Here is a 23,687-nt window from a genome sequence, read left to right as displayed (position 1 = left end):
ATAAAATCAGGCCGGCCCGCCGGTTTGGCTGGGCAGGAGAGGGTGGAAAATCAGATCGCGTCGTCGTTGGTTTCGCCGGTGCGGATGCGCAGGGCGCTTTCGATCGGGGTGACGAAAATCTTGCCGTCACCGATCCGCCCGGTCTGCGCGGCGGCGGCAATTGCCTCGACCACCCGCTCGGACTGATCGTCGGCGACGACCACTTCGAGTTTCACCTTGGGCAGGAAGTCGACGACATATTCGGCGCCGCGATAGAGTTCGGTGTGGCCTTTCTGGCGCCCGAATCCCTTGGCTTCGGTGACGGTGATACCGGACACGCCAATTTCATGCAGCGCCTCCTTCACTTCGTCGAGTTTGAAGGGTTTGATGATCGCTTCGATCTTTTTCACGTCGTCCCCATCCGCGCTTGGCTGATTTGCTGACAGATTCTTAACAAGAACCGTGCCAAGCTCTAAGGTGGTGGCTGCGAACGATCCTTGCCGCTTGAAGACTCAAGGGTAGGGATGTCTTTCGCCAATGCGCTGCGGTTAGCAAGATTATGGTGCAGTGCGCAATGGTGCACAGCATCTGACCGGGGGTTGCCTAAATTTTAAGCAAAAGCGCGCCGCGTCAGAGACGCAAGCCGGTCGTCTCGGGCAGGCCGCACATGATGTTGAGGTTCTGGATCGCAGCGCCTGACGCCCCCTTGCCGAGGTTGTCGAGGCAGGCGATCAGGCGGGCCTGCGTGCCATCGGGCGAACCGCAGACGTGCAGCGTCAGGCCATCCCATGGCGCGGCGGATGTCAGCAACAGCAACTCACCGGGAACGGGATCGAGGGGGGCGAGGGTGACAAACGGGCTGTCCGCGTAATGCGCCTCCAGCGCGGCATGGAGCGCGGCAGGGGAGGGGCGACCGGGCAGCGCGGCGAGCGGCAGCGGAACATCGACCACCATGCCGCGGTGCGCAGGGATGACGCTCGGGGAGAACACGGGGGCATGGGTCAGGCCGGCATAGGCCTGCATCTCGGCCAGGTGCTTGTGCCCAAGTTGCAGGCCATAGGCACGGAAGGCGATGTCGGGATTGCTCTCGAACCGCTCGATCAGCGCATTGCCGCCGCCAGAATAGCCGCTCACCGCGTTGACCGTGTAGGGCCAGTCGGCGGGGAGCAGCCCTGCTCGCACCAGCGGTGCCACCAGCGCGAGAAAGCCCGTGGGGTAGCACCCCGGATTGCTCACGAATTGGGCAGTGGCAATCTTGTCGTGCCCGACCAGCTCTGCAAAGCCATAGGTCCACCGCTCGGCCACGCGGTGCGCGCTCGAAGCGTCGATGATGCGCGTTGCGGCCCCGTCGGCCAGTCGTACCGCATCCTTTGCCGCCTCGTCGGGCAGGCATAGGATCGCGATGTCCGCGGCATGGAGCGCATCGCGGCGGGCGCTCTCGTCCTTGCGCTGGGCGTCGTCCAGAACGATCGGATCAAACTCCCCACGCCCCTGCAACCGCTCGCGGATTTCGAGGCCCGTGGTGCCTGCTGCACCGTCGATGAACAGGCGGATCGCCACCGTCTCAGACTTCCTCGGGTGCGAGTTCGCTCGCCCGGCACCAGCCGCTCGGCCCGTGCGGACCCGGGCAGCCCCAGACCCATTCGCCCGCGACATCGAGCAGTTCGAACCGGGTGCCGGGAGCGAGTTGCGCAAATGGCTCGGCGTCACCGCGCGGGTTCAGCCTGAGACCGGCTCCGGCTGAGCCGACAGCATGAACATGCGGGATCACGTAATGCGCGGCGAGGTGCGTACCTGCCAGCGCCATATGCGCCAGATCGCCACGCAGCGGCAGCGTGCCGGGCGCAGGCTTTTCGACCGGGCCCTTCAGGCCCAGCACGCCAGCCGGCACGGCATAGTCACTTAGGTTGCGCGTCGCGCCGCTCATCTGGCTTCTGGCTTCCCGATACTGGTGCCGCCGCTGCCTCTCCCCAAGCGCGACGTGGCAGGCCCGTTAGCGGCAAGCGGTCCAGAGAGCAAGGTCAGGCCCAATCTCGTCAGGCGTAACGGCTGCGGAGCGCGTGCCACGATGCGCGCAGGCCCAGCCCCCGCCCACCGCGTGCGCGGCCGGGCTTGGGGGCGGGACTCCAGGCGAAGGTGTCGAAATGCACCCAGTCGATGCCTTCACCGACAAACCGGTCGAGGAACAGCCCTGCAACGCTCGCCCCGGCGAAGGGATTGGCGGCGGAATTCGCCATGTCGGCGACATCCGAGGCGAGGTATTCGCGGTAGGCCTCGTGCAGCGGCAGACGCCATGCGGCATCGTCGTTCGCCTTGCCCGCGGCGAGGAAAGCCTCGGCGGTCTCGTCGCGGCGGGCGAAGAGCGCGGGCAGATCGGGGCCGAGCGCCACCCGCGCCGCGCCTGTCAGCGTGGCGAAGTCGACGATCAGGTCGGGGTTCTCCTCGCTCGCGCGGGTCAGCGCATCGCCGAGGATCAGCCGCCCCTCGGCATCGGTGTTGTCGATCTCGACCGTCAGCCCCTTGCGGCTGGCGAGCACATCGCCCGGGCGAAAGGCGCCGCCGGAGATGGCGTTCTCGACCGCGGGGATGAGCAGATGCAGCCGCACTTTCAGCCGCGCGCCCATGATCAGCCCGGCGAGCGCGATGGCGTGGGCCGCGCCGCCCATGTCCTTCTTCATCAGCCGCATCCCCGCGGGCGGCTTGATGTCGAGCCCGCCGCTATCGAAGCACACCCCCTTGCCGACCACGGCCAGCACGGGATGCGCCGGATCGCCCCAGACGAGGTGCATTAGCCGCGGCGCATGGTGGCGCGCGGCCGCCCGGCCCACCGCGTGGACCATCGGATAGCCCTGTTCAAGAGCGTCGCCGCGCACCACGGTCAGCTCCGCCTTGTGCGCCTTGGCGAGCTTCTCGCATTCGGCCTCCAGCGCGGCGGGGCCCATGTCCTCGGGCGGGGCATTGATGAGATCGCGCAACATGCATTCGGCCTGCGCCTCGGCGAGATAGGCGTCGATCTGCCCGACCTGCCCGGTCAGCAGCACGCGCGGGCCCTGACCCGCTTTGCCGCCCGACGCGTCCTCGCTCTTGTAGCGGGAGAAGCGGTACTGGCCCGTCACCCACCCGAACATCGCCGGGCCCGGGTCTCCGGCGGCCAGTCGGTACACGCCTTCCGGCAGTTCCTCGGCAAGCTTGGCGAGGCACCAGCTCGAAAGGCTTTCGGGGTTCGCCACGCCGCTGGCGACGAACCACGAATCCCCGTCGGGAATGATCGCATATTGATACCCGCCGCCTTCGAATTTCTGCGCGGCAAGACTGGCGCGCTGGCCTGCGGTGAGGCCCTTGGCAAAGGCTTCGAAGCCGTCCTTGTTCACCAGATGAATGGCAATCGCATCCTCGCCGCGGTCGGGCCGGATCAGTGCTTTGGGTTCGCTCATTCCCGTTCCATAATCGCCCCGACATCATTGTCACCAGCAGATTCGGACAGGAGAGCGAGGCCAGATGATCACCGCAATGCATCCCATCGGGCAAGGGGCGAGCCTGATGCTCGCCGTGATGCTGGCAGGCTGTTCCGCGCCCGAGGACAAGGCTGCCGGGGCGCGCACCGATCAGGCCATGGCCCCTGCTGCGCCGGAGTCCCCAGCCGCGCCGCCCGCGCCTGCTCCCGGCGCAACCAACTTCACCGACAACGCCGAGGAGGGCGAGGCGAAGCGCGAGTTCAGCTACAGCTGGCCCGCCAAGGTGTCCGCCGTCCCCGCCTTGGCCAAACGCCTGACTGCCGAACGGGACAAGCTGCTCGCCGAACAGAAAGCGGAGTGGCAGGAATCCCTGCGCGAATTCGGCGACAGCGATTGCATTGCCTGCGTCAACCGCGATCTCCAGAAATCATGGGACGTGGTTGCGGATCTTCCGCGCTTCCTGTCGCTATCGTGGAACCTCTACGCGTACACCGGCGGGGCGCACGGCAACAGCGGCTCGGGCGGGCTGGTGTGGGACCGTGACGCGAATGCGGGACTCGCGCCCAAGGACCTGTTCGCCTCCGAGGCCGCCTTGCAGGACGCGCTTTACACCCGCTGGTGCAAGGCGCTCCAGCGCGACCGCGTCACCCGGCTCGGCATGGAGCCTGCCGACGGCGCGACGTTCCCCTGCCCGAAGATCGCGGAGCTGACGGTGTTGCTCGGTTCGTCCAGCAAGACCCACTTTGACCGCGTCGGCCTGATCGCCGATCCCTATGTCGCGGGGTCCTATGCCGAGGGAAGCTATGAGCTGACCTTCCCGGTCACCGCCGAGGTGCTGGCGGCGGTCAGGCCCGAATACAAGGCGGCTTTTGCGCTGGGAAAGTAGCTTTTTGACGCGGCCGTCGCTATGTAGGCGCGATGCACGAATATCAACTTGTCGACGGCGATCAGACCGTCCTTCGCGATGGCACCATCAAACTGCATGGGCCGGACGGCTTTGACGCGATGCGCAAGGCCGGGCGGCTCGCCGCCGAAATCCTCGACGCTTGCGCCGATCTGGTGCGCCCGGGCGTCACCACCGGCAGCATTGATGATGCAGTCCGGGGCATGATGCTGGATGCGGGCGCGATCCCGGCCACGCTTGGCTATCGCGGCTATGCGCATTCAAGCTGTATCTCGATCAACCATGTGATCTGCCACGGTATTCCGGGCGACAAGGTGCTGAAGGATGGCGACATTCTCAACATCGATGTCACCCCGCTGGTCGATGGCTGGCATGGCGACAGCAGCCGGATGTTCTATGCGGGTGAGCCCTCGCTGAAGGCGCGCAAGTTGGTCGAAGTGACCTATGAATGCCTGATGCTCGGCATCGCCGCCGCCCAGCCCGGCGCGCGGCTGGGCGATATCGGCGCAGCGATTGAGGCGCACGCCAACAAGTTCCGCTACGGCGTGGTGCGCGAGTTCTGCGGCCATGGCCTCGGCCGCCTCTTCCACGACGCCCCCGAAGTGGTCCACGCCGCCAAGGCGGGCACGGGGCCGGAGTTGAAGCCGGGGATGTTCTTCACCATCGAGCCGATGATCAACCTCGGCAAGCCCTGGGCCAAGGTGCTGGGCGATGGCTGGACGGCGGTGACGCGGGACAAGAGCCTGTCAGCGCAGTTCGAACACTCGATCGCGATCACCGAGACGGGCAACGAGATCTTCACCAAGAGCCCGACCGGGCGCGATTGCCCGCCTTACGTTTGAGCGAGAAAGCTGACTCCCCCGTCCCGGGCTTGACCCGGGGCCCCGCTGTTCCTTCTCCCAAACAACTTTGGACCTAGCTCAATGCCGGGGAGGCGTGAGAGGACAACCTTCTCCCTACAAAAACAACACCGCCAGCACCGCGCTCATCACCGTCACCAGCCCAACCGAATAGGCCAGCATCGCCAGCACCGGCCGCGTCACGCAGCCGTGCAGCACCCAGTCGTATCCCGCCGACACCGCGACCGTGATCGGCACCTGCACCGCAATCGCAACCGGATCGGGCAGGCCCAGCACCTGTACCACGCGGGCATAGGCGGGGGTCATCAGCGCCAGCGTCGCGATCAGCATTGCCTGGCGGTGCGCGGCGATGTCGCGGCGGCGGGCGAAGTGCAGCGCGGCGAAATAGAGCGGGATGAAAGTCGCAAAGGCGGCGAGGTTCGCCACCGTCACCTCGGGCCGGCCAAGCTCCAGCCCGATCCGCCACGAGATCACCGAACCGCTCACCAGCATCGCGCCCACCAGCGCAATCGAGGCGCGGCCCGTGGCGCGGTGGGCGGCCAGCTTGAACCGGGCGGCGGCAAAGGCTTGGGCCGCGAGCAAGCCGAGCCAGGCGACCATGCTCATCGCGTGGAACACCACAATCGGCGTGTAGCGCGCCTGCACCTCAGGGTGCGCCGCCGCCTTCAGCGCGAAGGCGAACAGCGTAAAGCCCAGCAGCCCCAGCGCGATATTGCCCATCAATGTGTTGGCGCGAACGTGTGATTCAGGCGCTCTCACTAATTCTCCCTTGCGGCCCGGATCGCGGCTCCGGCGGCAAACGGGGCGAGTGCCACCAGCGCGAGGCTTATGGCTCCAACGAAGCCGAGGCTCACTTGATCCTGACGGGCGAGCGCGCCGGCACCGAAAATCAGGATGGGGAGGGCGAGGGGGATCAACAGCAGGCCCGAAAGCGCGGCGCCCGCGCGCAAGGACGCGGTCAGAGCGGCAATCATCAGCCCGATCGCGGCCAGCCCCGGCGTGCCTGCGACAAGCCCCAGCAGCAGGATCTGGAAGGTCTCGCCCTCGATCTTCAGCAGCGCGGCGGCGGGAAAGGTCGCCAGCACCAGCGGCGGGCCGAAACTGAGCCAATGGGCCAGGAGGCGCACGGCCATCATCGCCTCTTCCGCCATGCCGCGCAGCTTCAACTGGTCGAAGAAGCCGAGCGCAATATCCCGCGCCACCAGCTTTTCGAGCGGGAGGATCGCCGCCAGCAGTGCTGCGATCCAAACCACCCCGCCGCCGGTCTTGGCGAGAATGTTGGCATCCGGCCCGACGGCAAAGGGGAACAGCATGGCGACCGCCACGAAGAACACCACGGGCAGCGCGGCGCCGCTCCCGGTAAAGGGGAAGAACTGCGCGAGGTCACGCCGCAGGAGCTGCATCAGCATCAGACGTCCGCCTCGGCGGGCGCGGGCGCGAAGTCCTCGATGGCGAAGCTCGTCATGCCCGGCACATCAAGCGGCTGATGCGAGGCGATCAGCGCGATCCCCCCACCGTCGCAATGCTCGCGCACCAGCGCGCTGACCAATGCCTGTGACGCGGTGTCGAGGCCCGAGAGCGGCTCGTCCAGCAACCACACCGGCGCGGCCTGCCCCAGCACGCGGGCGAGGGCGGCACGCTTCGTCTGGCCGGTCGAGAGATAGCGTACCGGCACATCCAGCAGATTGCCGAGGGCAAGCCGGTCACAGCAGCGTTCCAGCGCGAGGGGCTCCACTGCGTCAATCTTCGCCCAGAACGTCAGCGCCCGGCCCAGCGGCAGGTTAGGGTCAAGCCCCGTGCGCTCATCCAGCAGCGCCAGCGCGCCTGTCCGGCGCACTTCGCCCGCATAGGGCGTGGTAAGCCCCGCCGCCGCGCGGATCAGCGTGGTCTTGCCCGCGCCGTTCGCGCCTGTGACATGGCACGCTGCCCCCGATTCAAGAGCGAACGACAGCCGCCGGAACAGCAGTCGGTCGCCCCGGCGGCAGGCGAGATCATGCGCGGACAGGGCAGGTAAGGGCGCTTGCATTGGCGCGCAGCGTTAGGGAAAAGGGACGGCGCAAACAAGCGACGCCTGTTCAAGGAACCTGCCCCATGTCCGTCCCCGAGCTTTCGAGCGAAGAAATTTCCCAGCTGCTCGCCGATCACCCCGCATGGGCGCTGGCGCGCGACGGCAAGGCGATCACGCGGACGTTCCAGTTCAAGGATTTCTCACAAGCCTGGGGCTTCATGTCGCGGGTCGCCCTGCTGGCCGAGGCGCAGGATCACCACCCCGAATGGTTCAATGTCTATGCGAAGGTCGAAGTGACGCTGACCACCCATGACGCTGGCCAGACCGGCGGCTTGTCCCAGCGTGATGCGACCTTGGCGCAAGCGATTGACGCGCTGGCGTGATGCAGGTCCGCACATTGCTCGTCGCGCTCGCGCTGACAGCTGCGCCCGTTTTCGCGCAAGAGCCTCAGACGGAGGGCCGCATCTGGCGCGGCACGCTTGGTGAGACGGCGATCACCGCCTGCTTCTTCGAGCAGGATTCTCGCGCTGGGGCCTATTACGCCGATGCCGTGCTGGAGCCGGTCCGGCTGGAGCCGACCGATGAAAGCGCGCCGCAGGTCGCGCGCGAACTGCGCGGTTTCGATGAGGCGACAGGGGCAATCTGGACCTTTGCGCCGGAAGCGGGTGAGTACCTTGCGGGAGACTGGCAGGATGCTGGCCAGACGCGGCCCATTCACCTGACCGCTGTCCCCGTCAGTTTCTCCGAATACGGGACGCCGTGCGAGAGCGAGGCCTTTCTTGCGCCGCTGCTGGCGGGGGGCGAGACCACGGCCAAGCGGGCACGTTTCGAAGGCACCGACTATACCGAACTCGCCTATGCCGGGCCCAAGCGTTCAGGGCTGGATGATTACAGCGTCACCAGCTTCGCGCTTGATCGGGTGCGGCCGGGCGACCCGGCGGTCAACCGCGCGCTGGCCGCGGCGTTGCCCGATGGCACCACGGCGCATTTCGCCGGGCAATGCGCCGGGTGGAGCATGGCCAATGCCAGCGGCGCGGCAGGCTACCTCGAACAGGCGGTGGTGCCGATCCTGATGACGGCCCGCTGGCTGGGCGTGCGCGACAGCGGCAGCAGCTATTGCGGGGGCGCGCATCCCAATCATTTCACCGGCTTTGCCGCCTATGACCGCGACAGCGGAGCCGAAGTCGATCCGGCAGCCTGGTTCACGCCCGGCGCGCTGGCGTTCTATGAAGGGGACAGCGAGACCGAACCGAAGGCCGCCAAGCGCGCCATTGCGGGTCTGTCCGATGCGCTCGGCAAAGCGGTGCTCGCGCATTGGCCGGAGCGGGAAGATGGTGACGAATGCGGGATCGCCGATGGCTTCGGCGGCTCCGGCTGGCAGATTGGCCTCACCCGCGAAGGCCCGGTCTTCGTGCCGCAGCTCCCGCATGTGATCTTCGCCTGCACCGAGGAGGTTGTCCTGCCGTGGGCCGAGGCGCGCCCGTTCCTCTCGGCAGAGGGCCGCGCGGTGAGGGACAGCCTGCGCTGATTACCTCCCCAATGGCCCCGAACTGGCGCGCAATTGCTTCCTGATCTTGCCCGGCATCCAGCGCTTGGCGAAGGCCATCCGCTTGGCTGTCGCGCCCACGAAGTAATCGAGCTTGTCGCCGTGGACCGCGTCCCAGATCGCCTGCGCCACATCCGCCACGGGGCTGATCTCCAGCCCGGCTGCCGTCACCCTGTCGCGAATCTGTTCGTTCGATTTGCGGTTGCCGGTGCCGTTCAGCAGCGGGGTTTCGATGAAGGCCGGGCAGACCGAGGCGACCGTGATCCCGTCGGCCGCCCATTCGGCATCAAGGCTTTCACTGATCGCGCGCACGCCAAACTTGGTGGCGCAATAGACGCTCATGCCCGCTGAGCCCGCGATTCCCGCCGCGCTGGCGATGTTGATCAGCGCCGATCGCGGCGCGCTCGCCTTGAGGTAGGGATAGACTGCCTGCGCGCCGTAGAGCACGCCCTTGAGATTGATATCGAGGCAGCGGTCAATTTCCTCGGCGTCGAGCTCGGACAGCGATCCTCCGGTGCCGATACCGGCATTGTTGACCAGCACATCGATCTGCCCGCCAGCCGCCGCGGCGAAGGCCGATAGCGCCGCGTCCCAGCCCTTGCGATCGCGGACGTCCAGCTTGCCCGACCACTTGGCCTCGCCCGCAATCCCGGCCAGCGTTTCGGCCATGCCGCCTTCGTTGATGTCGGCGATGCCCACATACCAGCCGCGCGCGGCAAAGTGCTGCGCCGTCGCACGGCCGATGCCCGAGCCCCCGCCGGTGATGAAAATGCTGCGCTGGACGCTCATGGTGATCCCCTCTCGATTGCGTTTTGCAACTGTCTAGAGCGGACTGACACGCTTGTCAGCAGGCAGATCCACACTTGCCGGTGCTATTCCCCGAGCGCCGCCTCCAGCCCCTTCACGTGTTCCGCCCCTTCGACAATCTGTGCGCTCGCCGGAGCGAGCGCATCGCCCAGCGGTTCCGCCCGCCCACCCATGCATTCGGCGAGGAAATTCTCGGCGATGGCGTAGAACGAAATATTGTTCTCGGGCCGGGCAAAGCCGTGGCCTTCGTCGGGGTACAGGACATAGGTGACCGGGATCCCCGCCGCCTTCATCGCGCCCACGATCTGGTCGCTTTCGGATTGCTTGACGCGGGGATCATTGGCCCCTTGCGCGATCAACAGCGGCTTGATGATTTTATCCGCCTTGTAGAGCGGGCTGGCGGCCCTCAACAACGCGCGTCCCTCTTCGGTGCGCGGGTCGCCCATGCGTTCGTGAAAGGTCTTTACCAGCGGCGCCCAATAGGGCGGGATGGTTTCGAGCAGGGTTTCGAGGTTCGACGGGCCGACGATGTCGACCCCGCAGGCGAAGACATCCGGCGTGAAGGTGAGGCCCGCCAGTGTGGCATAGCCGCCGTAAGACCCGCCCATGATCGCGACCTTTTCACGCGCAGCGATGCCGTGGGCTATCGCCCAGTCGACCGCGTCGATCAGGTCGTCATGCATGGTCAGGCCCCACTGCTTGTTGCCCGCGTTGAGGAACGCCTTGCCGAACCCGGTCGAGCCGCGGAAGTTGACGCTCAGCACGCCATAACCGCGATTGGCGAGCAGTTGGTGGACGCCGTTGAAGCCATAAGTGTCGCGCGCCCACGGTCCGCCATGCACCAGCAGCACCATCGGCACCGGCGCGTCGGGCTTGCCGTTGCCGGCCGGGTCGCTCCCCGGCGGCAGGGTGAGGTAGCACGGCAGGGTCAGCCCATCGCGGCTGGCGATCTCGACCGGGTGCATTGGCTGGAGCGGCGCTCCCTCCAGCTCGGGGCGTGAAACGTAGAACGGGATCAGCGTCTGGGTTACGCGGTCGAAGATGAAGGTGCGCACCGGCTTGGTCAGCGGGTCATTGGCGATGATCCAGACGCTGTCATCGTCGGTGCGGCTCTGGACACTGAATTCGCCTTCCAGCCGCTCGCTCAGCCACGCGAGCGCAGCGGAGATGGCGGGCTCAATCGCGATCCAGCTGCGGGTGAGATAATCGACGGCATAGGCCTCCACCACGCCGGTGACCGGATGGCGCAGGGTGCTGACGATATCGGCGCGCTCATCCTCGGCGATAAGGCGGCGCTCGCCCGTGGCGGTGTCCTGTGCGAACAGGGCCGCGGTGTTCCGCCCGCGGCTGTCGATCCAGTAGAGCGTCGCCCCGTCGCTGGTATAGCCCGCAGGCGCGGTGGTGAGCGCATCCTCCATTGCCGACGTTTCGAACGGCTCAGGCTCGACCACGTTGTCCACCACGCGGAAGTAATCCGTCCCGCCCGCTTCGTTCTGTTGCATCGCCATGCGCAGAGTCAGCGTGTCATCCGCTTCGAACCCGGCATAGGCATTGTTCTCCAGCACCAGCGTCAACTCGCCGGTCGTGAGGTCGAGCAGGTGGATATCGTGCCACTGCGGATCGCGGTTGTTGAGGCCAAGCAGCAGCTTGTCCTTCCGCGTGGTCGATGCGCCGACCAGCTGGACGCGGGTGTTGTCGAACGGGGTGAGGGTGGTCTCGGCCCCGGTGGTTACATCGACGCGGTAGAGCAGGAAGTTCTCGTCCCCGCCCTTGTCCTGAATATACATCACCGCGCTGGCATCGGGCGACCAGAAATACTGGCGGATCGGGCGCTCGACCGCCTGCGTGACAGCGCGCGCCGCCTGCGGATCGCTCGCTGGGGCGAGCCAGATGTTGAGCACGCCGTCCTTGGGCGCGAGCCAGCTCAGCCATTGGCCGTCGGGGCTGATCTGTCCGGCGGCGCGGGTCGGATTGCCGAACAGAGCGGCGCGCGGAATAAGGGGGGCACTGTGGGTCATGGTCTCTCCTGTATTGCGCAGTTAAGACACCATGCGGGCAGCTTCAAGCGGCCTTGCCGCGTTACAGCGCCGGGTTGGCGTAGAAGTGCCAGGTGAAGATCGCCATGCTGCCGCGCTGCGGCGACCATGGTTCAGCCAGCGCGCGGGTGGCTTTTTCGGCGGGGCGTTCCTCCAGATCGAGCAGGCGCTTCACGCCCTCCTGCACCGCCAGATCGCCTGCGGGCCAGATATCGGCGCGGCCCTCGGCAAACAGCAGGTAGATCTCCGCCGACCAGCGCCCGATCCCCTTGATCCGGGTGAGCAGCGCAATCGCCTCCTCGTCATCGGCGGGCAGGTTGTGCAGATCGAGCTCGCCCGAATGCGCCAATTCGCACAGGGACCGGGCATAGCCCTGCTTCTGGCGGGACAGCCCGCAGGCGCGCAAGGTGTCGAAATCGCGCGACAGCAGGCAGGCCGGGGTGAAATCCGCCCCCAGCTCCGCCTCCAGCTTGTTCCACACCGATGCGGCCGAAGCGACCGAGACCTGCTGGCCGATGATCGTGCGCAGCATGGTCGCGAATCCCGCCTCGCGGACGCGCGCTTCGGGATAGCCGACCCGCTCCAGCGCCGCGGCCAGTCGCGGTTCGCGCTGCGCCAGCGCATCGAGATCTTCGCGCAATTTTTTCGCCGTCAGCCCCACTGCCACTTTCCTTAACTTGCCTTGCGCGCCAGACTGTCATAGCAGCCCGCGAGCACCCTCACAGCGCAGATCCTTGCGCCCAATAGCCGAAAAGGAACTTCGATCCATGCCCAGACTGGTCGTCACCAACCGCGAAGGCGAAACCAGCGAGATTGCCGTCGGCGAGGGCCTCACGGTGATGGAAGCGATCCGCGACAATGGATTTGACGAGCTGCTGGCCCTGTGCGGCGGGTGCTGTTCCTGCGCGACCTGCCACATTCATGTCGATCCCGCCTTCGCCGACAAGCTGCCGAAGATGAGCGAAGACGAGGACGACCTGCTCGAATCCTCCGACCACCGCGCCCCGACCTCGCGCCTGTCGTGCCAGATTCCGCTGACCGCCGAACTCGATGGTCTGCACGTCACGATCGCTCCGGAAGACTGAGCTTTTCGAAGGGCGGGGCAAGGCGGACAGGATGGACGCTGACCTCGCCCGGTTCCTGCGTGATGAGTTGGGTCATGCTCCCACGGGCTCTGCGGGTCCGTGGGATGTGCGCGGGCCCGTGTGGCTCTGGCAGGGCAGCGACGGCGCGCCAGCGAAGGGCGCGTGGTATTTCCTGACGATTGATGGCGAGACCGCGCAGGCAATCCGCGCGGGCGCGGTCAACGCCGCCGCCTGGGGCTCGGTCTATGTCGAGGCGACCATCGGCAACACCACGTGGCGCACCTCGCTCTTCCCGTCCAAGCAGGCGAGCGGTTGGCTGCTTCCACTGAAGGCCGCGGTGCGCAAGGCCGAGAAGATCACCGAAGGGATGGTGGTGGAAGCGCGGCTAGCGCTTGCATCGTAACGTCCCTCCCCGTTGCACAGCAATGGGGAGGTGGGCGAGGCCGCAGGCCTCGGTCGGAGGGGTAATGCCCAGCCGCCTACCCCTCCGTCACGCGCCTCGCGGCGCGCGCCACCTCCCCATTCCGACGGAACGGGGAGGGACTTTGCCTCTTCGACATTGCCCCCGGCGCTCCGAGCGCCTAATTCAGTCCCCATGAACATTACCCGCCCCTTTGGCGACACGCTCGCGCTTATCGGCAATACCCCCGTCGTCCGCCTTGCCGGGCCCAGTGAAGCGGCTGGCTGCGACATCTACGGCAAGTGCGAATTTGCCAACCCCGGCTCTTCGGTGAAGGACCGCGCGGCGCTCTGGATCATCCGCGATGCCGAGACGCGGGGCGAATTGCGACCCGGCGGCACGGTGGTCGAAGGCACGGCGGGCAACACCGGTATCGGCGTCGCGCTGGTCGCCAATGCCAAGGGTTACAAGACGATCATCGTCATGCCTGACAACCAGTCCAAAGAGAAGATGGACACGCTGCGGGCGCTGGGCGCGGAGCTGGTGCTGGTGCCGCCCACGAAGTTTGCTGACGCCGGCCACTTCGTCCACACCTCGCGCCGTCTGGCGGAGGAAACGCCGGGGGCGGTCTGGGCCAACCAGTTCGACAATATCGCCAACCGCCGCGCCCATATCGAAGGCACTGCGCCAGAAATCTGGGAGCAGCTGGGCGGCCGGGTCGACGGCTTCACCTGCGCGGCGGGCACGGGCGGGACGATTGCGGGCGTGGGCTTGGGCCTCAAGGCCTTTGACGAGAACATCCGCATCGCGCTCACCGATCCGCACGGCGCGGCGCTTTACAATTACTACGCCCACGGCGAACTGCGCGCCGAGGGCTCCTCGGTCGCGGAAGGCATCGGGCAGGGGCGGATCACCGCCAATCTCGAAGGCGCGCCGATTGATACCCAGTACCGCATAAGTGACGAGGAAGGCCTCGTCTGGGTCGAGCGGTTGCTGAAGGAAGAGGGCCTTTGCCTTGGCCTGTCGTCCGGCATCAATGTCGCAGGCGCGGTTGCGCTGGGCCGCGAGCTGGTCGCCGAAGGACGCCCCAATCCGCAGGTCGCCACGATCCTGTGCGATACGGGCTTCCGCTATCTTTCGACGCTGTACAATGCCGACTGGCTGGCCGCGAAGGGCCTGCCGGTGTTTGACTGGCTTGCCCGCAGCAATGCGTCCGCCGAAACGGTGAGCGCATGAGCCGCCTCTCGCTGATCGAGCGGTTGCGGCGGATGAATCAGCGCAGCCTGTTTGGCCCGGGCGTGCGGCGCATGGTCACGTCGTCGCGGGTCGCAGGTGCGCCCGAGCCGGAGGACATCTCCACCGCAGGTCAGGCCCGCGCCGAGGCGGTGCAGCGCCTTCAGGTCGGCATGTTCGGGATCGGCGCGATGGTGCTGCTGGTCGGGCTGGCGAGCATCATCGGCGGGCAGGCAGAGCTCAACGAAGATCTCGCCGTGCCGGAAGCGGCGCCCACCACCGAACCCAAGCCTGCGCCTGCGCAGGCCAATCCGCTGGCCGACGCGGGGGTGGTCCCCGATATTGCCGCCGATCCCAGTGCTTCGCCCGTGCCCGCGCTGCCGCCTGCCGCTTCGGGCAATGTCGCCCCTGAACAATAGCATCCACGCCGCCTTGAGCGCGGTGCTGCTGGGATTGAGCGCGTGCAGCGCCGCTCCGGCGGCAACGGAGACTGAGGCTGACAGCGATATCAGCGGCGAGGTGGTCAATCGCCCCGCCACACGCATGGGCCTGATGAGCAGCCTGCCGCTGTATTGGCCGCTGGGTGCCGATGTGGCCACCATCGCGCAGGGGCAGGGCGAGGTGCCGTGGCAGCGCGCCGCCTTGGCGGGGCGCTATGCCCTGGAACCGCTCGACACGCTGTCCCCCATTCCCGCGCTCGCCGCGGGTCAGCCTGACCTTGACCCTTTGGCCGATCTCCGCCGGATTGCGATCATCCAGCCGCGCGGGCTTTCAGCCTCGGATAATGTCGCGCTGGATCGCTGGGTGCGCGGGGGTGGCCGGTTGCTGCTGGTGCTCGATCCGGCACTGACCGGCGAGTATGACCTCCCACTGGGCGATCCGCGCCGCCCGGTCGATACCGCGCTGATACCGCCCGTGGTCGCGCGCTGGGGGCTGGCGGTCAGCTTCGACGAGGATCAGCCCGTGGCGGTCACCACCGCCCGCCTTGGCGCCACCGCGCTGCCGCTGGCCCTGTCCGGCGCAGTCACCATCACCGATCCCAAAGCGGCGGACTGCACCCTGCTCGCCAATGACGCCGCAGCGCGGTGCCGGGTGGGCAAGGGCGAGGTCACGCTGCTCGCCGATGCCGCGCTGTTCGAGCATCGGGCGCTTGCTGGCGAGGGCGGGGCGACCATGCGCGCCGTGGTCGCGGAAGCGCTGCGTTAATGAGGGCGCGGGAAAACGCGGGAATAGCGGGACTCGGAGTCGGGTCGGGCAGGGGATTCTGCGGGAAACTGTGTGATTTCGGTGCGTTCGGCGGGGTTTTTTGCGGTGTCTCAACCCGTCGAATCGACCTTTAGGAAAGACAAAAATATCAATATAATCATGTAGATATCAACTTTTCCCGTCCTTTCCCGGAAAATACCCTTCCAAACCCACATCTTCCCCGATATTACCGGGGTCCATCAGATATGCCTGTTTGCATCGCGTCCGGCTGGTGGGGTCGGCGCACCGGCTGCGCATGCGCGCGGACGGGACGGGGAGGGCATGTCTCGTCATGACGCGGAGCGCTCTTCGGGAGTGGGCCGCACGGGGTAACAGGGGGCCGCAGGCACGTGTCTGCATTCGGAGGATATAATGGCCAAGCATACTCGCCCGCGGGCGAGAAGGGCCGTTTTGTCCTGCCGCCCGCCTTCCGCAAGGCGGTCAAGGAAAGCTCCGGCGGCAGCCGCACCCTGTGCCTGACCGTCCATGACAAGTTCGATTGCCTGATCGGCTTCGGCCTGTCCCGGATCGATCAGCTCCACGCCAAGCTCGACCGCGAGGAAGACGCCGCCATCCGCCGCAACGACGACAGCTTCGACCGCGATGTCCGCGCCGCTCAGCTGTTCGGCTTCGAGCAGCTGTCCTTCGACGATTCCGGCCGCTTCATCATGCCGGAGCACCTGCGCGATCTCGGCAAGATCGTCGACGGGGCCTATTTTCATGCGGCGGGGGATTTCTTCTTCGTCTGGGCGCCGGATCAGCTGATGGGCATGGGCCCGGAATGGAAGGGCGCGCAGGCCGCCTGTGCCAAGCTGATGGTCACCGCCAAGAAGGGGGCTGCGGAATGACCCAGCCCGCTCCGCACATCCCGGTGCTGCTCGATGAAGTGATCGCCGCGCTCGCCCCGCGTCCCGGCATGACCATAGTCGATGCGACCTTCGGCGCAGGCGGCTACACCACCGCGCTGTTGGAAGCCGGTGCCAGCGTCCACGCCTTCGACCGCGATCCTGATGCGATTGCAGCGGGCCAGGCGCTCGTCGCCCGTTTCGACGGCCGCTTGGCGCTCCACCCCGCACGCTTTTCCGCGATGCGCGCCGAACTCGCCGCGATCGGCGTGACGCAGGTTGATGCGGTGGTGATGGATATCGGCGTGTCCTCGATGCAGCTCGACCAGGGCGAGCGTGGCTTCGCCTTCATGCATGATGGTCCGCTCGACATGCGTATGAGCCAGGATGGGGAAAGCGCCGCCGATTTCCTCAACACCGCCGACGAGGAAGCGATTGCCAACGTCCTCTACCACTATGGCGAGGAACGGCAGTCGCGCCGGGTGGCGCGCGCCATCGTCGCCGCGCGGCCGCTGACGACCACGGGTGAGCTCGCCCGCGTGGTGCGCCGTGCGCTCGGCCACAAGCCGCACGACAAGAAAGACCCGGCGACCCGCACCTTCCAGGCCGTGCGCATCCATGTGAATGACGAGCTGGGCGAGCTCGAAGCCGGGCTCGCCGCAGCCGAAGCCCTGCTCACCGAAGGCGGCGTGCTCGCAGTGGTGAGCTTCCACAGCCTCGAAGACCGGATCACCAAGCAGTTTCTGCGCAGCGCGAGCGGCGCGGGCCGCTCGGTCTCGCGCCATCTTCCCGGGGAAATCCCCGGTCCCCTGCCTACCTTCACGGCGGTGTCCAAAGCTATTCGTCCGTCCGAGGCCGAAATCGCCCGCAACCCGCGCGCCCGTTCATCCACCTTGCGCCACGCCACCCGCACCGGCGCACCGCCCAGGAGCCTAGCCGCATGATGAACCGCTCTCAGGCCCGTTCGTTGGGTTGGGTCGCCGTGCTGGCGGTCTGCTTTGCGTTGGTGGTGGTGCTCAGTTTCAAGGTCCACGCGGTGAAAAGCGAAGTGCTGCTCGCCGAACGCCAGCTGATCGCGCTTGAGCGCGAGACGCTGCTGCTCGAAACCGAGTTCGAGACTCGCGCCAGCCAGCGCCAGCTCGCGGAATGGAACACGGTCGAGTTCGGCTATGCCGCACCGCGCGCCGGACAGTTCCTGGAGGCCGAGCGTCAGCTTGCAAGCCTTGGCGAAACGCTCGGCCCGGATCGCCCAGCCCAGATCCGGCTGGCCCGTGCCGACAGCACCGATGTGGCCGAAGCCGCCAGCGACGCGCCGATGCGCTCGCCGGTTTCGGGCGCGAAGGTGACGCTGGCGTCCGCTTCGAGCGAGAAGGATGCCGGCGCAGTCTTCGCCGAGGCGTTTGGCGACTTTCTGATCGAAGCCTCGCCGATCCGTCCCGCGCGGGCTGAAACGCCGAAGTCCGGGGCGAAGGTCGCTGTTGCGGGTGCGGGCGAATGAACACGCTGGCGGCTCCGCTGGCCGCACGCGTCGCCACCCCTGTCATTCCCGCCGGTCGCCTGCCCAGCATGGGCCTGCGCGCGCAGTTGCTGTGGACCGCGCGGGTGCGGGTGCTGTGGCTGCTGGGCGGCTTTTCCCTGGTCGCGCTGATTGCGCTGCTGCGGATCGCTTCGCTCGGGCTGGTTGGTCAGGCACCGCAACGCACCAGCCTTGAAGATGCGCTGCTGCCGCCGCGCGGTGAGATAACCGACCGCAACGGCGCCCCGCTGGCCCGTGCTTTCCCTGCCTATGCCCTGTGGTTCGAACCCAAGGCGATGGGCGATAGCGGCGCGCCGCTCGTGCGATCCCCGGCCGAGGTCGCGCGCGATCTGAAGGCGATCTTCCCCGATATCGACGAAGCGCGCATGGCCCGCCGCCTCGCCTCGGGCCGCCCGGGCTATCTGCGCCGCCGCATCCTCCCTGAAGAAGCCAACCGCGTCTTCGGCCTTGGTGAAATCGCGCTGGAAATCCCGCGCGAGACGGATCGCTACTATCCGCAAGGCACGCTGGCGGCGCACGTTCTGGGCTATGTGGTCGAGGATGAAGGCGGCAAGATCGGCATGGAGGAAGTGCTGCAAAAGCATCTCAGCCACCCCGACAGCCGGATGCAGCCGGTCGCGCTGTCGATCGACGTGCGGGCGCAGGGCGCGCTGGAGGACGAACTGCGCCGCGGGATGCTGGCCACCAACGCGCTGGGCGCGGCGGGCATCGTGCTGGATGTCGATACCGGCGAAGTGATGGCGATGGCGAGCCTGCCCGAATTCGATCCCAACACCGCGGGCGCTGCCGGGGCGACCAATGTTTTCAACCGCGCCACCAACGGTGTTTACGAACTCGGCTCGACCTTCAAGCCGCTGACCGTCGCCGCCGCGATCGATGCGGGGGTTGTGCGCGATCTGGGTCGCCAGTGGAATGCCGCGCCGGTGCCGGTGGGCAGCCGCTCGATCAAGGATTCGCACGCCATGGGCGCGAGCATGAATGTGCCGCAGGCGCTGGTGCATTCGTCCAACACCGTCACCGCGCGGGTGGCCGACGAGCTCGGCCCGGAACGCATGCGCCGCGCCATGATGGACCTGGGCATGGATCGCCGTCCGTTCATCGAACTTCCCGGCAAGGGTCGGCCGCTGTGGCCGAAGGGCAAGTGGAGCCGCGTGACCAACATGACGGTCGGGTTTGGCCACGGCTTGTCGGTCACGCCGTTGCACCTCGCCACAGCCTACGCGGCCATGGTCAATGGCGGGATCTGGCGTCCGGCGACGCTGATGAAGGTCGATCCGGCCAAGGTGCCGCGCGGGCGCCGGGTGTTCAAGGAATCGACCTCCTCGCGGATGCGCCAGCTGCTGCGGATGATCTCGCTCTACGGCACCGGCCGGAACGCCGATGCGCCCGGATACCGGGTGGGTGGCAAGACGGGTTCGGCGGAAAAGGCCGGGGTCGGCGGGTATAACAAGACCAAGCTCGTTTCCTCCTTCGCGGCCGCCTTTCCGATGGACGCCCCGCGCTATGTGGTGGTGGTAGTGGTGGACGAGCCCAAGGGCACCGTCGCCAGCAGCTTCCAGCGCACCGCCGCCTTCACCTCGGCGCCGATTGTCGGTCGCCTCGTGCCCCGCATCGGCCCGATGCTGGGCGTGCAGCCGGACGAAAGCCGCGACGTCGACATCTCGGATCTGCGCTATCTGGTGGACAAGGGCGAATGAAGCTGGGTGAGCTTCTGGCAAAGGCAGGTCTGGCAGGCGGCGGCGATGAAAGCGTCACCGGCTTTGCGATCGACCACCGCAAGGTCGCCCCAGGAACAGTCTTCGGCGCGTTCGAAGGCGCCACCGTCAATGGTGAGGACTTCATCGGCCCCGCCATTTCAGCGGGCGCGATTGCCGTCGTGGCCCGCCCGGAAGCCCGCGTCGAAGGGGCGCTGCACATTGCCGACAATACCCCTCGCCGGGCCTTTGCGCGGCTTGCGGCGGGCTTTTTTTCGCCGGTGCCTGCCACCCTCGTTGCGGTGACCGGCACCAACGGCAAGACCTCCTGCGTCGAAATGACCCGCCAGATCTGGCGCATGGCGGGCGAACGCGCGGCGAGCATCGGCACGCTGGGCGTGACCACGCCGGACGGTTCTGTGTCGACCGGACTGACCACCCCTGACATCGTCACCTTCCTCGCCAATATGAGCGGTCTGGCGCGCGAAGGGGTGACCCATGTGGCGTATGAGGCATCGAGCCACGGCCTCTCGCAATATCGCAACGAGGGGCTGACGGTCTCGGCCAGCGCCTTCACCAATTTCAGCCGTGACCATCTCGACTACCATGGGACGATGGAGGCCTATTTCGCGGCCAAGATGCGGCTGTTCACCGAGGTTGTTGCGCGCGGCAGCCCGGCGGTGATCCATGATGCGGGTGACGGGTCGGAGTGGACCGCCAAGGCGATTGCCGAAGCCGCGGCGCGCGGGCTGAAGGTGCTGACCGTGGGCGAGGGCGGCACCTTCCTGCGGCTTGTTTCGCGTCAACCCGGGCAGTTGGGGCAGGTTCTTCAGATTAAACATGAAGGCGAGATTAGGAAGGTCAATCTGCCGCTGATCGGGGCCTATCAGGCCGCCAACGCGCTGGTGTCAGCCGGCCTTGCGATGGCGACCGGGGTTGCGGCTTCGACCGTGTTCGAAGCGCTGACCCGGCTCCAGCCGGTGCGCGGACGGCTGGAGCGCGCTGCGCTCAATCAAGCGGGCGCGCCGGCCTATGTCGACTATGCCCACACCCCCGATGCGCTCGAAGCGGCCATCGCCGCGCTGCGCCCGCATGTGGCGGAGGGCGGCAAGCTGATCGTGGTCTATGGTGCGGGCGGGGACCGCGATGCGGGCAAGCGTCCGCAGATGGGCGCGGTCGCCGCACGCGCTGCCGACATCGCCATTGTCACCGACGACAACCCCCGCAGCGAAGACCCGGCCGCCATCCGCGCCGCGATCATGGCCGGGGCCGGGCCCAACACCCGCGAAGTCGGGGACCGCCGCGCCGCCATCGCGGTCGCAATTGGGGAAGCCGGGGCAAACGACATTGTGCTGATCGCCGGCAAAGGCCACGAGCAGGGTCAAGTATTCGGGTCTGGAGAAACCATGCGGATCGAAGCTTTCGACGATGTCGAAGTCGCGCGCGAATGTGCCGGAGGGCAGTGCTGATGAACATGCCCGTTGCCCATCCGATGCTGCATCATTGGCCAGTCGTTGCCCGCGATGCGCTGCCGCTGGCCCTGTGGAGCGCAGCCGAAATCGAAGCGGCGACCGGCGGTATTGCCGGCCATGATTTTCAGGCGAGCGGGGTCGAGATGGACTCGCGCGACGTGAAGGCGGGCGATCTGTTCGTGGCCTTGAAGGGTGAGGCGATGGACGGCCACAAGTTCATCACGCAAGCCTTTGAGAAAGGCGCAGTTGCTGCCATCGTCGACCGTCCGGTCGATGTTCCGCACGTGCTCGTCAAGGATACCACCGCCGCGCTCCACGCGCTCGCCCACGCCGCGCGCGACCGGGCGGTGGAGGCGGTGCGGATCGGGATTACCGGTTCGGTCGGCAAGACCGGGATGAAGGAGGCGATCTTCGCCTGCCTCGACCGCGCCAGCCGCGGCGCAGCGCATCGCTCGGTGCGCAGCTACAACAATCATGTCGGCGTGCCGCTTTCACTGGCGCGGATGCCCGCGCGGGCGAAGTTCGGCGTGTTCGAAATGGGCATGAACCACGCGGGTGAGATCGCCCCGCTCGCGGCCCATGCCCGCCCGCACGTCGCGCTGATCACCACCATCGCGCCCGCGCATATCGAGAACCTCGGAAGCCTCGAGGCCATCGCCGACGAGAAAGCGCAGATCTTCACTGGCCTTGTCGAAGGCGGTGTGGCGATCATTCCGGCGGATAGCGAATTTGCGGAACGGATGATCGGCCACGCCAAGGCGTGTGGTGCGCATGTCATCACCTTCGGGCGCGCCAAGACCGCCGATGTGCGCCTGCTCGACGCGATCCCGGCGGCAGGCGGCGGTTCGCTCGTCACGGCTGATCTTGGCGACCGGCGGATCTGCTACACCATCGCCGAGCCGGGCGAGCACTGGATCGTCAATTCACTGGGCGTCATGGCTGCGGTGCGCGCCGCTGGCGGCGATCTTGCGAGCGCGGGACTGGCGCTGGCCGAGATGGGCGGGCTGAAGGGACGCGGCGCACGCCACACCATCGCGGCGCAGGGCGGCACGGCGCTGCTGATCGACGAAAGCTACAATGCCAACCCCGCCTCGATGCGCGCAACCCTCAAGGCGCTGAGCCAGACGCCTGCCGCCCGCCGGATCGCGGTGCTCGGCAGCATGAAGGAGCTCGGCGACTTTTCCGACCGCTTCCACCGCCAGCTGGCCGAACCGATTGCCGATGCTGGTATCGCGCATGTGATCCTGGTTGGCGACGAGATGCGCGCCCTGGCAGACGAGTTGGGGAAAGCCGCCGCCGCCAAGCTTGGCAATAGCCTCACCATCGCCCATTGCGAGGGGCCTGCCGAGGCGATTGCGGCGCTCGGGCAGTTCGGTCTTGCGCAAGGCGATGCGGTGCTGGTCAAGGGGTCCAATTCGGTGGGTCTCGGCAGACTGGTGTCACATCTTACCGAGACTGCCCGTGCACCAGGCGCAACCGGAGGCTGAGGCCGAGCCAAGGGACGACTGAATGCTATATCTGCTTGCCGAGTGGCTTGGCTTCGAGGGCATCCTCAATCTGGTGCGATACCAGAGCTTTCGTGCGGGCGCGACGCTGATAACCGCGCTGCTGATCGGCCTGATCATCGGCCCGCGGTTCATCAACCTGCTGCGCGTGCGACAGGGCAAAGGCCAACCGATCCGCGAAGACGGCCCGCAGTCGCATCTCGCCAAGCGCGGGACGCCGACGATGGGCGGGTTGATGATCCTCACCTCGCTGACAGCCTCGCTGGTGCTGTGGATGGACCTGTCGAGCCCCTTCGTCTGGGCGTGCCTCGCGGTCACCATCGGCTTCGGGATCATCGGGTTCCTCGATGATTACGACAAGGTCTCCAAGAACAGCCATGCGGGCGTGCCAGGCCGCGTGCGCCTGCTGGGCGAGTTCGTGGTGGCAGGGCTGGCGAGCTGGCTGATTGTCAGCCAGATCAACACCAACCTGTATCTGCCATTCCTGACCGGGGTGAGCATCCCGCTGGGGCCGGCCTATTACATCTTTGCGGCCTTCGTCATCGTCGGCGCGGGCAATGCGGTGAACCTGACCGACGGTCTGGACGGCCTTGCGATCATGCCCGTCATCATCGCCAGCGGCACCTTTGCGATCATCGCCTATCTGGTGGGGCGCGCGGATTTCTCGACCTATCTGGGCATCCCGCACGTGCCGGGGGCGGGGGAGCTGGCGATCTTCTGCGCGGCGATCATGGGGGCGGGGCTGGCCTTCCTGTGGTTCAATGCGCCCCCGGCAGCCGTGTTCATGGGCGATACCGGTTCGCTCGCCCTGGGCGGCGCGCTGGGCGCGATTGCGGTCGCTTCGCACCATGAGGTCGTGCTGGCGATTGTCGGCGGGCTGTTCGTGCTCGAAGCGGTCAGCGTGATCGTACAGGTGTTCTGGTTCAAGCGCACGGGCCGCCGCGTGTTCAAGATGGCGCCGATCCACCACCATTTCGAACAATTGGGCTGGAGCGAGAGCAAGGTCGTGATCCGGTTCTGGATTATCGCCATTGTGCTGGCGCTGATCGGCCTGTCGACGCTGAAGCTGCGGTAGG

26 protein-coding genes are annotated in these 23,687 nt (G+C 66.9%); 16 read left to right on the top strand and 10 right to left on the bottom strand.

Going from position 1 to position 23,687, the window contains the following annotated elements:
• Nucleotides 1–50: 50 nt before the first annotated feature.
• The 4 genes from ACLBKT_RS09730 to ACLBKT_RS09715 form a co-directional block, all read right to left on the bottom strand.
• On the bottom strand, nt 51–389 hold the full coding sequence (locus tag ACLBKT_RS09730; RefSeq protein WP_410182713.1) for a P-II family nitrogen regulator: 339 nt from the start codon (nt 387–389) through the stop codon (nt 51–53).
• 220 nt (nt 390–609) lie between these two features.
• Nucleotides 610–1,539, bottom strand: coding sequence for an N-acetyl-gamma-glutamyl-phosphate reductase (argC, locus tag ACLBKT_RS09725; RefSeq protein ID WP_410182712.1), 930 nt, complete (start codon nt 1,537–1,539; stop codon nt 610–612).
• 4 nt (nt 1,540–1,543) lie between these two features.
• On the bottom strand, nt 1,544–1,906 hold the full coding sequence (locus ACLBKT_RS09720; RefSeq protein WP_410182711.1) for a hypothetical protein: 363 nt from the start codon (nt 1,904–1,906) through the stop codon (nt 1,544–1,546).
• A 109-nt stretch (nt 1,907–2,015) separates the two neighbouring features.
• Complete coding sequence (locus tag ACLBKT_RS09715) at nt 2,016–3,413, bottom strand: leucyl aminopeptidase family protein (protein ID WP_410182710.1); 1,398 nt, start codon at nt 3,411–3,413, stop codon at nt 2,016–2,018.
• 64 nt (nt 3,414–3,477) lie between these two features.
• On the opposite strand from ACLBKT_RS09715, the gene ACLBKT_RS09710 reads away from it, so the two are divergent.
• Together ACLBKT_RS09710 and map are read left to right on the top strand one after the other, a co-directional pair.
• On the top strand, nt 3,478–4,320 hold the full coding sequence (locus ACLBKT_RS09710; RefSeq protein WP_410182709.1) for a PdaC/SigV domain-containing protein: 843 nt from the start codon (nt 3,478–3,480) through the stop codon (nt 4,318–4,320).
• A 32-nt stretch (nt 4,321–4,352) separates the two neighbouring features.
• Nucleotides 4,353–5,180 carry a type I methionyl aminopeptidase gene (gene map / locus ACLBKT_RS09705; RefSeq protein WP_410182708.1) on the top strand — a complete coding sequence of 276 codons (828 nt, stop codon included), beginning with the start codon at nt 4,353–4,355 and terminating at the stop codon, nt 5,178–5,180.
• Nucleotides 5,181–5,294: 114 nt separating this feature from the next.
• Here the strand turns inward: map and ACLBKT_RS09700 are convergent, their stop codons facing one another.
• From ACLBKT_RS09700 to ccmA, 3 genes are read right to left on the bottom strand one after another with little or no spacing between them, the layout of a single operon-like run.
• Nucleotides 5,295–5,957 carry a hypothetical protein gene (locus ACLBKT_RS09700; RefSeq protein ID WP_410182707.1) on the bottom strand — a complete coding sequence of 221 codons (663 nt, stop codon included), beginning with the start codon at nt 5,955–5,957 and terminating at the stop codon, nt 5,295–5,297.
• Nucleotides 5,957–6,607 carry a heme exporter protein CcmB gene (locus ACLBKT_RS09695; protein WP_410182706.1) on the bottom strand — a complete coding sequence of 217 codons (651 nt, stop codon included), beginning with the start codon at nt 6,605–6,607 and terminating at the stop codon, nt 5,957–5,959. Before ACLBKT_RS09695 ends, ACLBKT_RS09700 begins: the two co-directional genes overlap by 1 nt.
• A complete protein-coding gene (gene ccmA, locus ACLBKT_RS09690; protein ID WP_410182705.1) occupies nt 6,607–7,224 on the bottom strand; it encodes a heme ABC exporter ATP-binding protein CcmA in 618 nt (205 codons plus the stop codon). Before ccmA ends, ACLBKT_RS09695 begins: the two co-directional genes overlap by 1 nt.
• 65 nt (nt 7,225–7,289) lie before the next feature.
• On the opposite strand from ccmA, the gene ACLBKT_RS09685 reads away from it, so the two are divergent.
• Together ACLBKT_RS09685 and ACLBKT_RS09680 are read left to right on the top strand one after the other, a co-directional pair.
• Nucleotides 7,290–7,589 carry a 4a-hydroxytetrahydrobiopterin dehydratase gene (locus ACLBKT_RS09685; RefSeq protein WP_410182704.1) on the top strand — a complete coding sequence of 100 codons (300 nt, stop codon included), beginning with the start codon at nt 7,290–7,292 and terminating at the stop codon, nt 7,587–7,589.
• Entirely contained in the window at nt 7,586–8,734 is a 1,149-nt protein-coding gene (locus tag ACLBKT_RS09680) for a hypothetical protein (RefSeq protein ID WP_410182703.1), read from the top strand. The genes ACLBKT_RS09685 and ACLBKT_RS09680 overlap by 4 nt, the downstream gene beginning before the upstream one ends.
• Here ACLBKT_RS09680 and ACLBKT_RS09675 read toward each other — a convergent pair whose 3' ends face one another.
• From ACLBKT_RS09675 to ACLBKT_RS09665, 3 genes are all read right to left on the bottom strand, one after another.
• Nucleotides 8,735–9,541 (bottom strand): SDR family oxidoreductase, encoded by an 807-nt coding sequence (locus ACLBKT_RS09675; RefSeq protein ID WP_410182702.1) that lies wholly within the window; start codon nt 9,539–9,541, stop codon nt 8,735–8,737.
• Between the two features lie 83 nt (nt 9,542–9,624).
• Nucleotides 9,625–11,577 carry an alpha/beta fold hydrolase gene (locus tag ACLBKT_RS09670; protein WP_410182701.1) on the bottom strand — a complete coding sequence of 651 codons (1,953 nt, stop codon included), beginning with the start codon at nt 11,575–11,577 and terminating at the stop codon, nt 9,625–9,627.
• Nucleotides 11,578–11,638: 61 nt separating this feature from the next.
• Nucleotides 11,639–12,256, bottom strand: coding sequence for a DNA-3-methyladenine glycosylase family protein (locus ACLBKT_RS09665; RefSeq protein WP_410183675.1), 618 nt, complete (start codon nt 12,254–12,256; stop codon nt 11,639–11,641).
• Nucleotides 12,257–12,362: 106 nt separating this feature from the next.
• Between ACLBKT_RS09665 and ACLBKT_RS09660 the strand changes: the two genes are divergently transcribed.
• From ACLBKT_RS09660 to mraY, 12 genes are all read left to right on the top strand, one after another.
• Complete coding sequence (locus ACLBKT_RS09660) at nt 12,363–12,680, top strand: 2Fe-2S iron-sulfur cluster-binding protein (RefSeq protein ID WP_410182700.1); 318 nt, start codon at nt 12,363–12,365, stop codon at nt 12,678–12,680.
• Between the two features lie 31 nt (nt 12,681–12,711).
• Nucleotides 12,712–13,083 carry a DUF1905 domain-containing protein gene (locus tag ACLBKT_RS09655; protein WP_410182699.1) on the top strand — a complete coding sequence of 124 codons (372 nt, stop codon included), beginning with the start codon at nt 12,712–12,714 and terminating at the stop codon, nt 13,081–13,083.
• A gap of 192 nt (nt 13,084–13,275) precedes the next feature.
• Nucleotides 13,276–14,316: a cysteine synthase A gene (locus tag ACLBKT_RS09650; protein ID WP_410182698.1), complete on the top strand. Its 1,041-nt coding sequence runs from the start codon at nt 13,276–13,278 to the stop codon at nt 14,314–14,316.
• Nucleotides 14,313–14,732, top strand: a complete 420-nt coding sequence (locus tag ACLBKT_RS09645) for a hypothetical protein (RefSeq protein WP_410182697.1) — start codon at nt 14,313–14,315, stop codon at nt 14,730–14,732. The genes ACLBKT_RS09650 and ACLBKT_RS09645 overlap by 4 nt, the downstream gene beginning before the upstream one ends.
• On the top strand, nt 14,713–15,519 hold the full coding sequence (locus ACLBKT_RS09640; RefSeq protein WP_410182696.1) for a hypothetical protein: 807 nt from the start codon (nt 14,713–14,715) through the stop codon (nt 15,517–15,519). The genes ACLBKT_RS09645 and ACLBKT_RS09640 overlap by 20 nt, the downstream gene beginning before the upstream one ends.
• A gap of 389 nt (nt 15,520–15,908) precedes the next feature.
• The gene (locus tag ACLBKT_RS09635) at nt 15,909–16,406 is read left to right on the top strand and encodes a division/cell wall cluster transcriptional repressor MraZ (RefSeq protein WP_410182695.1); all 498 of its coding nucleotides are present in this window, start codon (nt 15,909–15,911) and stop codon (nt 16,404–16,406) included.
• Nucleotides 16,403–17,347 carry a 16S rRNA (cytosine(1402)-N(4))-methyltransferase RsmH gene (gene rsmH, locus ACLBKT_RS09630; protein WP_410182694.1) on the top strand — a complete coding sequence of 315 codons (945 nt, stop codon included), beginning with the start codon at nt 16,403–16,405 and terminating at the stop codon, nt 17,345–17,347. Before ACLBKT_RS09635 ends, rsmH begins: the two co-directional genes overlap by 4 nt.
• Complete coding sequence (locus ACLBKT_RS09625) at nt 17,344–17,901, top strand: hypothetical protein (protein WP_410182693.1); 558 nt, start codon at nt 17,344–17,346, stop codon at nt 17,899–17,901. The genes rsmH and ACLBKT_RS09625 overlap by 4 nt, the downstream gene beginning before the upstream one ends.
• On the top strand, nt 17,898–19,637 hold the full coding sequence (locus tag ACLBKT_RS09620) for a peptidoglycan D,D-transpeptidase FtsI family protein (protein ID WP_410182692.1): 1,740 nt from the start codon (nt 17,898–17,900) through the stop codon (nt 19,635–19,637). The genes ACLBKT_RS09625 and ACLBKT_RS09620 overlap by 4 nt, the downstream gene beginning before the upstream one ends.
• The gene (locus tag ACLBKT_RS09615; protein ID WP_410182691.1) at nt 19,634–21,103 is read left to right on the top strand and encodes a UDP-N-acetylmuramoyl-L-alanyl-D-glutamate--2,6-diaminopimelate ligase; all 1,470 of its coding nucleotides are present in this window, start codon (nt 19,634–19,636) and stop codon (nt 21,101–21,103) included. The genes ACLBKT_RS09620 and ACLBKT_RS09615 overlap by 4 nt, the downstream gene beginning before the upstream one ends.
• Entirely contained in the window at nt 21,103–22,593 is a 1,491-nt protein-coding gene (murF, locus tag ACLBKT_RS09610; RefSeq protein ID WP_410182690.1) for a UDP-N-acetylmuramoyl-tripeptide--D-alanyl-D-alanine ligase, read from the top strand. The genes ACLBKT_RS09615 and murF overlap by 1 nt, the downstream gene beginning before the upstream one ends.
• Nucleotides 22,594–22,615: 22 nt before the next feature.
• The gene (gene mraY / locus ACLBKT_RS09605) at nt 22,616–23,686 is read left to right on the top strand and encodes a phospho-N-acetylmuramoyl-pentapeptide-transferase (RefSeq protein ID WP_410182689.1); all 1,071 of its coding nucleotides are present in this window, start codon (nt 22,616–22,618) and stop codon (nt 23,684–23,686) included.
• The last annotated feature ends 1 nt before the right edge of the window (nt 23,687 follow it).

It is taken from the genome of Erythrobacter sp. W302b (assembly GCF_046452395.1).
In the GTDB taxonomy this organism is placed as follows: domain Bacteria; phylum Pseudomonadota; class Alphaproteobacteria; order Sphingomonadales; family Sphingomonadaceae; genus Erythrobacter.
Note: the sequence above shows the minus strand (reverse complement) of the source record. Positions and strands in the feature narration are given on the sequence as shown.